8 protein-coding genes and 1 pseudogene are annotated in these 16,256 nt (G+C 40.8%); all 9 read right to left on the reverse strand.

The annotated features are described in order from the left end of the window. Window positions 1-11 precede the first annotated feature (11 nt). The 9 genes and pseudogenes from OGI71_RS11875 to OGI71_RS11915 all read right to left on the reverse strand — a co-directional run bounded on the left by OGI71_RS11875 (window position 12) and on the right by OGI71_RS11915 (window position 16,099). On the reverse strand, window positions 12-1,184 hold the full coding sequence (locus OGI71_RS11875; RefSeq protein ID WP_282255669.1) for an enolase C-terminal domain-like protein: 1,173 nt from the start codon (window positions 1,182-1,184) through the stop codon (window positions 12-14). Then, window positions 1,181-2,077, reverse strand: coding sequence for an aldo/keto reductase (locus tag OGI71_RS11880; protein ID WP_282255670.1), 897 nt, complete (start codon window positions 2,075-2,077; stop codon window positions 1,181-1,183). Before OGI71_RS11880 ends, OGI71_RS11875 begins: the two co-directional genes overlap by 4 nt. Window positions 2,078-2,109: 32 nt before the next feature. Further along, on the reverse strand, window positions 2,110-2,646 hold the full coding sequence (locus OGI71_RS11885) for an RNA polymerase sigma-70 factor (protein WP_282255672.1): 537 nt from the start codon (window positions 2,644-2,646) through the stop codon (window positions 2,110-2,112). A 269-nt stretch (window positions 2,647-2,915) separates the two neighbouring features. After that, window positions 2,916-4,259 (reverse strand): DNA mismatch repair protein MutS, encoded by a 1,344-nt coding sequence (locus OGI71_RS11890; protein WP_282255673.1) that lies wholly within the window; start codon window positions 4,257-4,259, stop codon window positions 2,916-2,918. A 207-nt stretch (window positions 4,260-4,466) separates the two neighbouring features. Beyond that, on the reverse strand, window positions 4,467-6,080 hold the full coding sequence (locus OGI71_RS11895) for a glycoside hydrolase 43 family protein (protein ID WP_282255674.1): 1,614 nt from the start codon (window positions 6,078-6,080) through the stop codon (window positions 4,467-4,469). Between the two features lie 134 nt (window positions 6,081-6,214). Further along, window positions 6,215-8,626 (reverse strand): hypothetical protein, encoded by a 2,412-nt coding sequence (locus OGI71_RS11900; protein ID WP_282255675.1) that lies wholly within the window; start codon window positions 8,624-8,626, stop codon window positions 6,215-6,217. Between the two features lie 53 nt (window positions 8,627-8,679). Then, a pseudogene (locus OGI71_RS27115) lies at window positions 8,680-10,682 on the reverse strand (DUF5054 domain-containing protein). A 352-nt stretch (window positions 10,683-11,034) separates the two neighbouring features. Beyond that, window positions 11,035-12,900 carry a RagB/SusD family nutrient uptake outer membrane protein gene (locus tag OGI71_RS11910; RefSeq protein WP_282255676.1) on the reverse strand — a complete coding sequence of 622 codons (1,866 nt, stop codon included), beginning with the start codon at window positions 12,898-12,900 and terminating at the stop codon, window positions 11,035-11,037. 25 nt (window positions 12,901-12,925) lie between these two features. After that, window positions 12,926-16,099: a SusC/RagA family TonB-linked outer membrane protein gene (locus OGI71_RS11915; protein WP_282255677.1), complete on the reverse strand. Its 3,174-nt coding sequence runs from the start codon at window positions 16,097-16,099 to the stop codon at window positions 12,926-12,928. Window positions 16,100-16,256: the final 157 nt, after the last annotated feature.

Here is a 16,256-nt window from a genome sequence, read left to right on the forward strand (position 1 = left end):
TTTTTATGGTGCTACATGCTAACTAGCGGGTTATATCCAGGCACGTCCTGCTTTAACCAGACCTGCTCCCGTACGATTTTATTTTCCTTAAAACAATATTCCCAATCAATCCTTACAGGCAATCCTGCTGAATCTGGCAAATGAAAATGCCCCTTTTCCAATGTCGGTCGAATCATAAAATACTTTTCTAAACCATACATCAGGGAATACAAATATTCGATTGTACTGTTTTCGCTTGCTGTTGTCATTAAAAAGGTCGAATATAAGGAATACCCACCAGAAGAGAGCTGCAAATTACGTTTAGCACATAAATCCCGGACTTCCATCCATTCTCTTATGCCACCAAACTGGGTTGGTACTGGTTGTAAATGCTTGACACCACAATTAGCCAACATGGGAAAGATCTTCGACGTACGCTCAGATTCACCATAGGCCACAGCTACCGATGTACGCTTGCAGAGCTCTTCAATCTGATCGTATGCCGCAGAATGTAAAGGTTCCTCAAGCCAACATAATTCATCTTCACCAATGGCATCTATAAATCTAAATACATCTGCTGAAGACCAGATCTGATTAACATCCACAGCCACTTGCATCTGATCCCCCGCCAATTTACGTACATGTTTTACCCGATCAATATCATCGGCCATATTCGTTCCGAAATCCTTACCGATCTTCATTTTATAACAATCTACTCCAGCATCCAAAAATAATGCAACCTCATTTTCTAACTCCTGCAATGTATAATTGGTTCCCCCTCCACTGCCGTAGATCTTTACCTGATTTCGTTCCCCACCGATATAACGATACAGGGGTATACCTTGCCGTCTGGCCGCCAAATCGTGTAGGGCCATGTCGACCTGTCCCAATAAAGCAGAGGCTGCACCTTTAAATCCTTCATTTCGAATAGACCAATACAACTTTGGAAAAAACTCCTGGTAGGACATGCCTTCACAATGAAATAATATCGGAAATAGGCAGGTTTCTAATATATTGTTGTAACTGTTATATACAGGAGCTTCACCAACATAACCCTCAGCATCCTCAATACGGATGATCGATAGACCGAAGCTCGGGAAAGGTCCCATTGTTGCATCTTGAAAAGGAGTTATCGTCGCGACTGGTTCTAAGACTCGAATACTGATTTTTTGGATATTAAAAATCTCCTGTTCTATTCTATTCATTTATTCTCGTTAAACGTTTGAAGTATTTCATTATAAATCGCGACCGGCAGAGCACCGTGGCTAATCGCATTAAGGGAACTATTTAGTTGATATTGATTTGCAGCTCCTATTACAATTTTGAAAGATGCGGGTATTGTGTATAAAAATCGTAATACCATTACATCCATCTGCATACCATACCGTTCCGCAATTGCATGCACCCGCCTGGCCTGTTCCACCGCTTTGGGATCAAGCCAGTCGGGTATTGACCGAGAGAATTTCCTAAAATTACATCCCAACAATCCCATATTCAGCGGGCTCGCAGCATAGTACTCTTTTTGAGCTTGCACACATACCGGAATAGTGCTATAAAGTGCATCTAGATTACAGGCGTTCAACCTATTATACTCCATTAAAACATCAAATTGCCCCTCTACCAAAAATGGCGCGAACCATTCTGGTAGGTTACCACCCAGGCCGATCTGCTTCGCTAGGCCCTGTTCTTTAAACCGTAACATCTGACGTACGACCCCTTCGGCCATTTCTGGTGCTACAACCGCAGGCTCATGTAAAAAAAGTACATCAACCTGTAGTATTCCGAGTCTAGCTAGACTATCCTCTAGACTCCTTTCCATACCCGTTGTCGAATAGTCATAACGAGCCTCGGTAGCAGTATCCCCCTTTAATCGGCCTACTTTGGTACTAATTGCAGGCTTCGCTCCTGTCCATTGTTTTAAGGCTATTCCAACAAAACGTTCTGCGCTCCCATAAGCCGGGGCTGTATCCAATACCATAATTCCTTGGGACAAAGCGTCAAATATGGTTTGAACAGACTCTTCCTCGTCCACAGCTCCCCAGGCACCTCCCAATCCAGCTGTCCCCAATACTACCCTATCTATTCCCTGATTGTACATGTTATTTAATCAAAAATCCAGCATCTAAAATACTAAGAAGCCACCATATAATCTTTTAAGCTAACGGTCAACACTTTAAGTGCTTTGGTGATATGATATTCTACCCCTTTAAGTGATATACCCATCTGCAGCGCAATTTCTTTACCGCTAACGTCGTGTTGCCGGCTCAACTCGAAAACCGCTTTTGTCTTTAAGGGCATCGTAGCCAATGTCTGTTGCGTTATTTCCTTAATCTCTTTCAAAAAAATTTGTTCCTCATTTACTTTATTTGGATAGTCAATTCGCAGCTGCATTTCACGTTCATCCCAATTATCCAAGGGTTCAATCAATTGCCGATGGATTCGCTGATGCTTCAGATAATCCAGTGCTTTATTTCTAATCACCCTTAGCAGAAAGCTTTTGGGTGACGACAGCATCTCTTCTTGCATGCGTAACCATGTTACCATGAGTGCATCAGCAGTGATGTCCTCAGCTACTGCATCAATATGGACAAAAGACTTAGCGAATAAAAAAGACCGGTAGTGATACTCCTTAAATAATTGATCAAAATGCTGTACTATCTGCTTCATGACATAACTGAAGATGGCGAATTGTTCTAATCGTTGATGTAAAGTTTCAAATATGTCGACACTACAACTAGTTCAAATTTGACCATTATTAGTGTTTTCTTTGCAAAAGCCTACAGCATATATTTGACCAAGAACTTGTCTTATAAAAAATGACAGATAAGCGAAACTCTTCGTTATCCATTATCTGCAGCTTCAATCTATTTAAACAGTAATGAGTTAGTGAAATAAAAAAGGGCAAAATAGATAAGCTATAGCATCAAATAAAACGATCAGTGACCCCTCTTAGCTTCCCGCAAAATATCAAATACATGTTCTCGCCGCAGAAGCCACATGCCTAGTTTATCTTCGGCCACACCTTCGGAAAGCTGGTAGGTAAATAGGAGTCCTTTATCCTCATCTAGCCTGACACCCAAATGTTTCATTACGGTGGTTCCTCCAGCTAGCGAAGATGAGATTTCAGTGATATGGGAAGATAATAAGAATACACTATTGTCAAATTTGTGAAGACAATTGATGAGTTCTAATATTGCCTCACTGGCATCATTGTGATTTGTGCCCTTAAATAACTCATCCATCAGCACAAACATCTTTTTACCCGCAGCAAGTAATTCAGCTAAGTGTTTTACACGAAGTACCTCATTAAAAAAATGGCTCGCACCGGCATTGATATTATCGCCTAGATTTATTGTCGCTGATATCCCATCAAACAGCACAGTCTCCATAACATCCGCAGGGACAGGAAAGCCAAGATGCGCCAAATACACACAGGTTCCAATGGTTTTCAATAAGGTAGACTTGCCCGTCATATTCGCGCCCGTGAGATACCATAAGTTACCACCTCTTTTTATTTCAATATCATTCTTGACCGGATCTTCTAGAAAAAGATTATACGCTGCAGCTATTTTTATCATATCGGAACCTAAATTTCGGTCGTCAATACTAGGGAAATTAAGAGGCTTACCCTTGGTAGCTTGAGCCACACCATACAAGGCGTCCAGCTGATATAAAACTTCGAATACTTCCCGTATGGCATTTCGCTTTATATTCCTAAACTGATAATCATATTTAATCATCAGTTCCAGGGACAGTTTATTTTCCAACAGTTTTTCAAACTCAGTCTGATCGATACCTTCAAGTACACAGTCAATTTTATCGCAGTAATTAGCTATAATATTTCTTGTGGGATGCTGAGACCTAATGGATCCGAGAAATACGTTGATATAATCTATGATTTTCGCTATTTCATAAATAGAGCGTCTGATTAATAGATCGCGTTTTTTGAAGTCTAGTGAAAGAAAATTTGTCGATACCAGTTCCAAGTAATAGGATGTTTTGGTTGCTGAATAGGGCTCCAATGGTAACGATAAATATTGTTCCAGATCTTGCATCATATATTTATCCAGAATATCCGTAATATCCACATCCTGCATAAAACGAATAATCCACTGTCTATCTTCTATTTCAGATTTGGCGGAAAGCGGTTCAAGAAAATACGTATACAGAGTATCTCGACCACCCAATGTAATTGTACGGTCGAAAAAATCAACCATATCTCTATACTGACTGTTCGTAACATTTAAATCTGCTAAGGTCTGTTTGTCAACAATATTCATATTTTCTCACGGTACTGCTTCTTTTCTCACGGTACTGCTTCATGGGTGGTTCTTGGTACTCTTTTCTAAACTTACTTAAAATCACTGTCATTGCCAATACTGTATCAGAATAGTTATGCGTTTTGTAAAAAGCAACAAAAAAGCCTAGCATCGTCAAATGATACTAGGCTTTCGTGTAAATATCAGCTATTATTTTTAAACGTTATTTTACTTATTGGTAAACCTAAACCAATTAAAGTCGGCATAGCCGTCCACCCCTTCAGCACTTTTACTATAGTTGAACAGTGCAAAACGGTTTGCTGTCCAAGGTAAGCCGAGTTGCATGGTTAAATCATTTCCAATGACATAAAAATTTTCACCATCGGTGCTATAATAAAATTTCGCAACAAATCCCTTATCGGTCACACGCGCTCTCACCCATAGTTTGTCACCTTCAAAATTCTCTTTGCTCTCAATAATCTTATCATCATTGCTCATGATAATTTTTCGTTTGCCATTGACCTGTTCCACAGCGACGAAAGCATAAGGAAATTCAAATACCCCAAAACCGGCAACATTTCCATTTTTTAGTCCTTTTAGATCGATTTCAACAGTACCTTCCGAACTCGGTCCCTGCACACGTTGTGTCAAGGTATTACGGGCCGTTTTTAAAGAATCTGCACGTGAAGCATGTAAACGCATATAGCCTTTACGTTCTTGAAGTGACCATTTGCTATTATCAGGGTTATGATTCCATTGCCATTGTAAGCCCAGTTTACTTCCATTGAATTCATCTGTCGTCGCTGGAGTTTTTATCGGATAGGTCTTTCCGACATTGGGTTTCTTATACGTAATGACATCCTTGTTACCTGTTCCGAGCATCGGCCATCCATCTTCCCATTTGACAGGCAAAAGATGAGGGACCCGACCTATGGCACCACGATCCTGCATGATAACAAACCACCAGTCCCCGTTTTTCAACTGTACCATACCACCCTGATGTAAACCGTTTTCGGGATAAGAACTATTATCATTGAGAATCAATTTGTGTTCATAAGGACCATAAATATTATCGGAACGCAAACAGATCTGCCAGCCCTGTGTTCCACCTGCCGGACAGGTGATATAATACTTGCCATTGATCTTGTACATATGTGCTCCTTCCATTCCAAAATGTCCACCAAGCTCGTTGGCATTCTTGAAACTCCCTTGCCAAATTTTAACTTTATCGCTCTTCACAGATTTAACATCTGCATTTAGTTCTGTTAGGTATAATGTACCTTGACCATGAACGACATAAACTTTACCATTATCATCAAAGAACAATCCCGGATCATAAAGGTATTCAGGAAAGATTGTCCGTTTCCAGGGACCTTCAGCTTTATCTGCCTCACAGATGGAAAAATTGCCTTTTTCTCGCCCCCAACCATATGGTGTACAGAATCCAGCGTAGAATTTTCCATTATGATACTTCAAGGTCGCCGCCCACGAACCATTCAAGTACAAAGTTCCTCCTTCCATATTATAACGGGGATCTTCTTCATAACGATCTACTGCATAACCCACCATTTCCCAATTCACCAAGTCTTTAGACTTCACAATCGGTGCCCCCGGTACATAGTGCATACTCGTCGAAATCATATAAAAGTCATCACCAACACGGATAACATCTGGATCGGGCCAATCACCCCAAAACAAGGGGTTGGTAAACGTTCCATTGCCATTGTCAGGGCTCCAAACCTGTTGTGCCGACACCCGGCCAAAAATTGATAGTGTCAAAGCCAGCGCAAATCCCAGTTTTGTGAATGACTTACAGTAGCGCTTCATTATAATTGTATTCATATTTATTTAATTCGTTGTTATTATTTATTGAAACAGGGACATTTCGGCCAATCCGGCCCTCCCCTCGGATACCTCCAAAATATTGACCGGGATAAATTTACTTTCGATACTCACCTATGTCTTAACGCAATGTGCTACCTTTTCGTTAAACTTACCGATTCACCTTTCATACGTGTATTGTATCTGATGATAACCTCTGGCTTTTCATCCCCATTATTGTCACAAGAAAATGCGATAGCAGAACCACCCTTTGGCAACACGGCGGTCCCCTCCACAGATAAATCAGTAATAAGACGATAATTCTTGTCTGTCAATATCGCTTTTCCTTTATGATCCAATAGGATATACTGATCTTTTTCTAGTTTCCCAAAGATTTTGACAATCCCTTTATCTGTTTTAATAGAAGGGTTTTCGATCGAACCATCGCCCTCTACCTTAATTCGTAAGGCGAATGTGCTTTCCTCTGGCGACTCCCATGACCAATCTGCTCCCCCTGGTTGTCCCGGTTGCATCGAAGAGAGGTCACAATGGAATCTTTTGGAGACAAATAATGGATAAAGCATAAATTTAGTATCATCAATCTTTTCCAAATGCCATTCGGTCTTTGGATCCTTCAGCCTGAGTTTTTGTTCGGCCGTAAAAACATCGGCCAATCGCAGTTGATCCCAATTTTTCATGCTTTCCAATAACAAGTCTATCTGTCCATGTTGCTGTAAAGTTTTCATATCGATACTCATGGCATATCCTGAGTCAAAACCTGCGGATTCGGAGAGTGCCCATTCCAGATCTTCCAAAGAGGTGGCTTCAAACTTTCTATCCGCAAGCCGTACCAAAAACCAACCCAACATTCGTGGGAACAAGTTGCGATAAAAATAAGCTTGGTTCTTGATCCGATTTTCGACCTGCCCCGTGCGCATTTCTTCGCCCCAAGGCTCACCCCAGTTCATCCGCGTATGAACATGCCACAGATAATGATCTAGACGACTGGCATCATTGATGATACCAGTTTTATTTTCAAGACCTTGATAGAAATCAGCCACAAATTTGCCTGTTGCATAATAATCCTGTCCGGTATACATGCAGCCCTCCAGACCATCAAATGAAATCTGTTTCACACCTGTTTTATTAAAAATTGTAGTCAGTCTTTTAGCGTATTCATCCTGAAGCGTTAAATCCGGGAATAAAGTCTTATAAGGATAATCCCATAATTTATAGACACTTTTCTCTACCCCATGGCTTGCTTTTTGGGTACCAAAAGCTCCCCGCACACAATTGGTCAATATCCATTGATCCCCCTTCTTTTCGGCTTTGCCATAAGTAATCAGTTCGTCCTCTATCTGTAGCGTATTGAGTGTCAGCGGTAAGGAAAAAAGCTCACTATTCTGAACAGTGATCTCTTGCTGATTAGCATCCAATGCCGCAATGAGTTTCAATTCGCCTTGTTTGAGTAGATGCTTGCTAGGGATGGGTGTAACATAAGGATCATTCGTTGTCGTAAAGTTAGACAAGGTATGAATACCAATATCGATTCCCCACTGTGCAGCCCTATCAACCAATTTTTTCATGCCAGCATCAGCTTCTGTACTCAATTCTTTGCGCCACTCGAAATGTCCCCAATTAAGAAAAGGATCGGGATGGTAAAGATTTTTAAATCCCGCGAGTTTTGTCTTTTCTAACGCAAAATCCAAATTGGTAGCGGAAAAGTTTGTAATCAAGTATGAACGCATCGCCTCACGTGAGAGCTTAGCCCATTCCCCTTCGATCATCGGATGGGGTAAGCCCTGCTCCAGCTCCACTCTTCCGATCCGCTTTAATATCTGGCTTCGTTTATCACCGAAGAGTGCTACTTTAGCTCCAACGATTAATCCATCGGGACCTTCAACTGGCAAGGTCATCATATTGTTCAATCCTTTCACCTGTTGCAATTCCCTCTCACTCCGATTTTTGGCAGACAACTGAAATATAGTTCCATTTCCAGCATCCACTGCTGCAAAATGACCAAATGAAATACTAGCTACGGATAGGTCACTACTTGCTCCCTTATAGCCAAAAGTTGCACTATAATTCCCAATATAATCTTCGGGAATACCGGCAATGGTTTTAACATGTAAAGACTGCATGCCAAAAGCCAGATCTTCCCCCTGAGCTACCCCTACGACCTCACCAACAACCTCGTGAAGCTTAATTTTTACAGGGCCAAACACCAGCAACTTATAAGCCGGTGATAGCTTTAGAACTTCATAGGTAATCGCTTCCTTATGTTGACCAACTTTCAGTTCGACAGCCTGACCGTCCTCCATCGTTAGCGAAAAACGATCCCCATTAACCTTAAGTCCTTTTGGTTGTATGATTTTTTGATCTTTATAGACCGTTAGGATCGGATATTTACCAGCCTCAAGAAGCTCCTTGCCGTCTACTTTAATTGAAGTATAGTAGCCCTGCTGATCAAAGTGTATATGCGTTAAGTTCGTTTTTACTTCTTGCGCCAATACAGGAAATTCCAATCCCGAGATCAATAAGCCAACTAGAAACGTAATATTTTTCATCGTATATAATTTATATGTAAATAACTACCCATTTGTATTCAACCTCAATACGTTTATTTTGCTTGCTGCGGTATCAATTCTATATCAAATCGGTATGTCATTGTACCACCAAACCACATTCTAAAATTAGTTCCCCAAACATTGTTAAATAAGCAAAAATGCAAGCCCCCATTTATATTCGGTTGGCGCACTGAATAATTTAGCAAATCCAGCTCGCCAACGGCTACCAACAACGCATCTTTACTACGAATACGTATTTTACCAGCGTTTGTCACAATATCTACGTAGCGATCCAATCCATGCAGTTGCCTATTTCCTCCTTCCACAACATTCAAAACACGTACTGGTTGGCCTACTTTTTCAACAAGTATATCCAGGACATCCTTTGGATAGAAGCTCAGCCAGTATGCTTCAGGTAAACGGTTAGCCGATTTATCCACCAAGGTGTAGCTCAACTGGATATGATTTGTTGTTTCATTGAAATGATAACTGCTATAGATCTGTTTTGGGAGTACCTGTTGTTCGACCCCGTCTCCCCCCGTTAGACTCAAACTATTGTATATTTCATTTTTAGCTTTATTATAAACAAATTTCTGAAGAGAGGCTACCAAGGTACGGCTTCCGGACATATCCGAGGTTAGTCCCGGTTTTCCAAAATCTCGAATCGCCCAATCTACTTTTTGCGTAATATAGGAATCCATAAAACGGTCAAATTCCTGAGTCGAAAAACTCTGATAGCTAAGTTCCCCCATTTTCATCCGAAAACCTTTTTTATCCAATTGGAATGATCCATCTTCGGCGAATTGCAGGGAGCTATTTTTTCCTTCAAACTGGGCTTAGGAACCAATGCCAATTGCTGTAGAACACCTTCGGCTTCTGCGCGCAGATCTTTTGGCAAATATTGCAATGACCGTTCAACATGGGCTTCCTTTTCAGCCCAGGAATCTTCTATTTTTTTGAACTCAGGTAATGCTAATGCCTGGGTAAAATCTGAAAAACGATACTTATCCCAGTGCTGCAAATGTGTCTTGACATCCAAACCCCAGGTATGTTCGGCCACGAGCCCCAGATGAATGGCAAAGCGGATAGCAGCATCGCTATTTGGATTTATACGACCATCTTGAACCCAAGTCTCATAACATCTGGATAAGGCTCTAAACCGGGCCATCATTAAAGGCGAACTTCCGAAGCCATGTATCCAGGTGTCGCCGACCTCTTGTGTCATCACAGGGAGCTTATTTCTCATTGGTCGTAATACATCGGCTACATCACTCAGTGTTGAAGCTTGTAATATAGCGTTTGGGTAACGTTTCTGGAGGGATGCATAGATTTCTTTAACCTGCTGTACTGTATGTGGTCCATGATTATCGCCGGTAAATGCGATGGCCATGGCCGTCTTTCCGTCAGGTAAGATCATGTCACTACCGTAATCCTTTTGGTACATCAACATCACTTCGCTACCATCGGGACTTTTCCAGCGACATAGTGCAGGAACATTTGGCACCTTGCTTGCCGGATTTACGCCTATCTGCAGAAAGTCAATGTCATTATTCTTCAGCAAAGGAACGATTCCTCTTGTATGGCCAGGGACATCAGTCATCTTTGCTGCCCGCGTTTTTTTACCAAACTGGCGATCTAATTTTTTGGATAACTGCAACATCGTTCCAAAAAGTGCTTTATTCAGGGATTCCGACTCCACCGTATAGGGGATTGCATTCCACACAATATCGCCACGACGAATAGCTGCTTCCAACCTAGCTTTGTTCTCCGTACTTGCCTGTTCCAAATAAGTAGCAATCAACCAGGAGCCTGTTGTCCATACATAACGCTCCTTTGCCCCAGAATTCCGAAGGTCCTCAGCGACGGCAATGGCTTTGGGAATAAATTCATTGATATAACGTTGCTCCACCACCGAACTAAGTTCGGTAAATCCGATGTCGAGATGTGTTTTGAAGATCAGGTGTACCTTTTGAACTGCATCATTTTGCTGCTGTCCAAAAGCAAAAAAAGAGGTCAGTACAAAAAAACAGGAACAATAAAATTTTCTGCGTTTCATGGTTAATATTAGGTTTTTCTTATATCAAATATCGTTTATTTACTAACAAGACGATTGAAAAGGAGTAATCCCTAGGCGAAAATTGAGAATAACAGAAAAATATATTCCTATAAAGAAGTACATACCTACTACACACCGTTCAGACAAAATTCCATTGTTACACCCTATTTAGGTTTAGTTAACATTGGCAAAAAAGAAAAGATAGAGGAACACTATTCATCAAAAAGGGCTTGTACAAAAAATGTACAAGCCCTTTTTTCTATTATTATTTTAACGTCTTTTTAAACTTAATGGTAAGCAACATTCAAAGACACCATTAGCTACAGCGCATTAACCGAATTATAACCACTCACTATTGCAAGGGGTCAAAGGTCCCACCCCATTCTTTGTTCTGAGGGAGTTGATCTGGTTCAATAGAAATTTGTGCAGGATTTAAAGAATTAAACCAGTGTTTGAGACTCAGTTTATAAAATTGATTAGCGGAAGCCGTTTTATCCAAGTTTTCAATAACGACAGCAGAGAATTTCGATCTTACCGCAGCATTCATAATATTATCTGTATTTCCTGGCAGGGCCTGACCTTTATTTAACATCAATAATAACCCTTTTCTAGTACCTTGCGCATTTAAGATATCATAGCGTTTCCATCTTCTTAAATCAGGGTATCTGAATCCTTCAAAAGCAAGTTCCACCTGACGCTCATTTATAATTACCTGACGGAGATCTGCCTGTCCAATTGCTGTAATACCATAATTTATCGCTGTCCCTGCTGCAATCCCTGCACGTTTACGAATGGCGTACAATGCATTTAATGCTTCACCACTCCGACCAGTTTCATTTGCAGATTCAGCAAGATTCAAAAGAAGCTCAGCATAACGCATTGGTGAAAACCAGCTTTTCGCATTGGCCGCCACTCCCACTAAAGCATTTCTATCCAAAAGCGTATCTAAACCTTTACGTTGAAAAAAACCAGTTACACCATTTTCATCCCCATTTTGGATCAGTGGAGAAATTCCTGAAAACAAACTATTGTCTCTTGCTGGAAGCACGGTACTTGGCGTTGCTGTTGCCTTCCAAGTCCAGGCCTGCCAATAAGAGCGCGACCGCGGAGTTGTCATTCCGATAACATTGACATCAGGTGTTGGATATACTGTACCCCCACACCAGATAGTTGCATAGAAACGATCATCGCGATTGGTATAAAAATCTGTTAAGAACTGTTGATTATAAGCTGGATTGGACAATTGGTTCTGATCAAGCTGCATTGGACTGCCATCACGTTTAGGATATGCAATCAATAAGGGAAGTATCGGTTGGTCATTGTTCGTACTTCCATTCGTGAATGCAATAGGTCTAATCGGCGCAAAATTCATGTAACTATCGGGATAGTAATACTGCCTAACCATAATCTGCTCTTTATTTCGAGAATACCAGATCAATCTATAGTTTTCAAACAGTCCAAAACCCGCAGCATCCGCGGCTTGTACCGCAGCTTTTGCTGCATTATACGCATTTGTCCATCTCGCTTGATCGTTTGTTGCATTAAATAACGGACTGGCATACCACAAAAGAATCCGCGCTTTAAGGCCTAAAGCTGCTGCACGATTTATACGGCCATAGTCAGCCCCACTGTAATTGGGAGGTAAAGACGAAGCGGCTTCATCCAGGTCCTTTACGATCTGTGCAACACATTCGGAGGTTTTACTTCTCGGCACTTTCAATGAATTGAGGTCGCTACCATCTTGTGTATGCAAGATCAAAGGTACACCACCGATCGAACTAACCATCTCCCAATATTTCCAAGCCCGCCAAAATTTAGCCTCACCGATCAACCTATTTTTTGTTGTTGCACTGAGTACCGATTCCGGTACATCCGCCAATTGATCCATAAAATAATTGGCTTTGTCGATATAGGTATAATCCAAATTAGTGAAGTTGACAGCTACATCAACGATCCCCTGCTGGAAACTTCCTAAATTTCCTCCCGCTGCGTTTATACCTTCGTCGGCGTTCGCTCCACTTCCAAGCTCCCAGCGTGGCATAAGACCACCATATATATCATTTAAATAGGCCTTGATCAGAACAGAATCCGTCCAGACATTTTTGGGGTTTATCGCACCAGTATTTTCGTAATCTAATCCTTTCGTACAAGATGAGGCGCCTAAGGCAACTAGTATTACAACATAAAGAATCGACTTAAATTGATTTAGATATTTCATTTTGATTTCCTTTTAATGTTAAAATTTAGAACGTTAAACTGATTCCGGCATTAAATGACTTAACAATAGGGAAAGACGTCCCTCTATCCATCTCAGGATCATAGAATTTTTTATTGAATTTACTAATCACGAAAAGATTAGATCCTGATACATAGAAACGAATATTGTTCGCATATTTCTTATACCAGCTTTGCGGAAGATTGTAGGCAATATTCAAAAACTTTAAGCGCACGAAACTTGCATCGGCCAACCAAAAATTACTTCCGCTCGTATTAACCACTCTCACCTCATCATTTGCACTGTAGCGATAGGGTAACCATGCGCTTGTATTTTCTGAGCTCCAGGATTCGGCAGCCCAAGGTCGCCACATCCGGTTCCACTCTACACCGTCACTCAAATTATTGAAAGACTTTTTATAACCCAACGAACCATTGAAATTAGCGCTGATACTTAAGCCTTTCCAATCGGCACTTAGGTTTAATCCTACAACTTTCGGATTATTGCTCTTATTTAATACAGTGATGTCATTCTCATTAATCGTATTATCTCCGTTGAAATCTCTATATGCAAATTGTCCAGGTTTAGGTGCATTGCCTTTAAAGTTATAGCCCGGGTGAGCTGCTAGCAAACCATCGACATCAGACTGTGTTCTAAGCAGTTTATCCACTGTATATCCAGTGATCATATTGGAAGAACGGCCATTACCAATTAAATTCTGATAATCATACGTGATATTTAAATCTCTTATGGTATACCAAGAGTTTCCATAAGTGAAATTAAGACCGATATTATAGTTCAGATCGCCTGTTCTGTTTGCGTAATTCACACTAAGATCGACACCATTCGCCTTCATTTCTCCATAATTAACAGAGGGTAAAGGTCGGCTGAAAGTAGGTGGAGTAGATTGAATTCTTGTACTTAAAATATCATAAGTACGTGTCTCCCAATATTCAGCTGTTGCATTAAAGTGTTTCAAGAAACTGATATCGACACCAAAATTTTTATTCAGGTATTTTTCCCAGGTAATGTTTGCATTTGGAAGAACATCATATTGTATACCTGGATTGAGTGTTGGTGTTTCGCCAAAAATCGCACTATTACCAGTCACATATTTATCTTCATATTGCCAGCGTTTGGCATTTGCATCATCTTTTCCCGCATTTGGGTTTATTGCGACGAAGTCATTACCAGTTAATCCGACCGAAGCTCTGATTTTCAATGATTCTATTCCATTTACATTTTTAAAGAAATTTTCTTTAGAGATTACCCAAGCAGCTGAAACAGATGGAAAAAAGCCCCATCGTTTATCCTTCGGAAAATTTGCAGAGCCATCGTAACGGTAAGCAAAAGTGGCGACATATTTATCCGCGTAGTCGTAAGCAAATTGTCCAATATAGGATTTACGTCCTACTGTTGGTAAAAATCCATAAGCATTGTTAATTCTCTTTGTCGCTGTACCGTTTACAACGCCCGAACCACCTGTGGACGCCCACCATTGGTCTGTCATATAGATCGGAAAGCCATTGATGGTTGCATCTATACCATCATAGCTTCTTTCCTGTCTTTCATAGACCAATGCTGCATTGACATGATGTTGGCCAAAATCTCTTTCAAAGTTTAGTTGTAAGTTTGTTTGGTCTTCTTGGTTCCATGCAGCCATTTTCTGTATACCTGGCGTATGGTAAGTGAGGCGCTGGCCCACGATATTATTTAGATCCCAAACCACAGGTTCTATCTGAGCCAGCTGATAGTAGGTAAAAGGATGTGAGTAAATTTTCTGATTACTATTGTTAAAGGTTTTGATGTAACCAACTTTTGCACTTAAACCCTCCAAAAACGGCATTTTGTAGGTCAGACTCAAATTTACAACTGACTTAAGACCTTCTGACTTATTATAACCAGAGAGTCCTTGTGCCTCTCCAGATTTATTGGAAATCCAAAAATAATCTACTGGTAAACCTGAAGCCGTGAAAGAGGGCATATAGGGTTGCCATAGTAACAGTTTGGGAAACATATCTCCGGACCAATCTCCTTCAGGTGAATTAAATTTATTATTGTTCAAACTGAGACCAGCAAAAACCGAAACGTTTTTGGTTAAATTGGCCGTTATATTGGTCCGTACATTATACTTTTTTTCGTTGGTGTTCTTGATAAAAGTTTCCTGATTTACATAGGAGGCGCCGATAAAATACTGAAGTTTATCCGTACCTCCAGATGCGCTTAAATTATGCGTAGTAATGGAAGGGTTTACATATACATCTCTTAATTTGTCAAAACCATATCCTTTACCACCACCAAAATCTCTGTCTTTAAAATAAGCTTTTGCAGTCTCTGTCCAAGGTGTATTTGCTGGACCACCAGCTTCACCCCAGATTCTGTTTTGAATCTGTCCCCATTCCATGATGCTCGTTAACTCCATATTCTTTCCACGAACATCCCGCCCAGTATTCACCGAGTAGTTGATAGAAACTTTTCCCGCTTTCCCGCGTTTGGTCGTAACCAACACAACACCTGCACCAGCCCGGGCACCATATGCAGCTGTAGTCGCAGCATCTTTTAAAATAGACACTTCTTCAATTTCATTAGGGCTTAAATTGTTGAATTCGGCAGCATCGATAGTCACCTTTCCATCAATGACATAAAGTGTAGGTGAAGCATTCCATGAACTCGCTGTCCGTATACGGATATCGGGTTGTGCTCCGGGTATACCACTCGGTGTGGACACATATAAACCCGGCATCCGACCGGCCAATAGATTTCCAACAGAGGTAGTTGGAATCTCAATATCTGCTTCCTTAAATTTAACCGATGCGACAGAGCCGGCCAAAAGGCCTTTCTTTTGTGTGGTATAACCGACAACTACAGTTTCATCCAATGTTACTGCGCTGGGAACCATCTCTATGACAATACCCTGCTTCGCCATCACAGTTATAGTCCTGTATCCGATCATGGATGCTTTTAGACTTGATCCTTCGTTTGTGGTAATCGCAAATTTGCCTACAGCATCTGTCTGTACAGAAGAAAACGCTGAATTTCCTTGCGCCCCTACGATAACAACCGTAGCTCCTGCCAAAGGAGCCCTTTTCTCGGAGTCAATGACTGTCCCTGATATCTTAATTTGCGAAAAAACATGGTGGGATTGCAATAGCATGAAGACAATTCCGAGCAACCGTAGGTGCATTTTTAAAATTTCTTTCATAATTTCTAGTTTTTTGGTTTTTCAGAGGCATATTTTAATAATACGTCCGTCAACAACAAATAAAAGCGGAATATTTCGCCCAAACCACGCTAATCTTAGCAAACATCTATGTTTTTTTCACTTATCTATTCAGCTTACAAATGGATCGATCGTTAAC

It is taken from the genome of Sphingobacterium sp. ML3W (assembly GCF_029542085.1).
Classification (GTDB): Bacteria; Bacteroidota; Bacteroidia; order Sphingobacteriales; family Sphingobacteriaceae; genus Sphingobacterium.

Bases quoted from the DNA above. Each gene is read 5' to 3' on its own strand.
- OGI71_RS11875 (WP_282255669.1), bottom strand. From the start codon at position 1,184: ATGAATAGAATAGAACAGGAGATTTTTAATATCCAAAAAATCAGTATT.
- OGI71_RS11880 (WP_282255670.1), bottom strand. From the start codon at position 2,077: ATGTACAATCAGGGAATAGATAGGGTAGTATTGGGGACAGCTGGATTG.
- OGI71_RS11915 (WP_282255677.1), bottom strand. From the start codon at position 16,099: ATGAAAGAAATTTTAAAAATGCACCTACGGTTGCTCGGAATTGTCTTC.
- OGI71_RS11900 (WP_282255675.1), bottom strand. From the start codon at position 8,626: ATGAAAAATATTACGTTTCTAGTTGGCTTATTGATCTCGGGATTGGAA.
- OGI71_RS11895 (WP_282255674.1), bottom strand. From the start codon at position 6,080: ATGAATACAATTATAATGAAGCGCTACTGTAAGTCATTCACAAAACTG.
- OGI71_RS11885 (WP_282255672.1), bottom strand. From the start codon at position 2,646: ATGAAGCAGATAGTACAGCATTTTGATCAATTATTTAAGGAGTATCAC.
- OGI71_RS11910 (WP_282255676.1), bottom strand. From the start codon at position 12,900: ATGAAATATCTAAATCAATTTAAGTCGATTCTTTATGTTGTAATACTA.
- OGI71_RS11890 (WP_282255673.1), bottom strand. From the start codon at position 4,259: ATGAATATTGTTGACAAACAGACCTTAGCAGATTTAAATGTTACGAAC.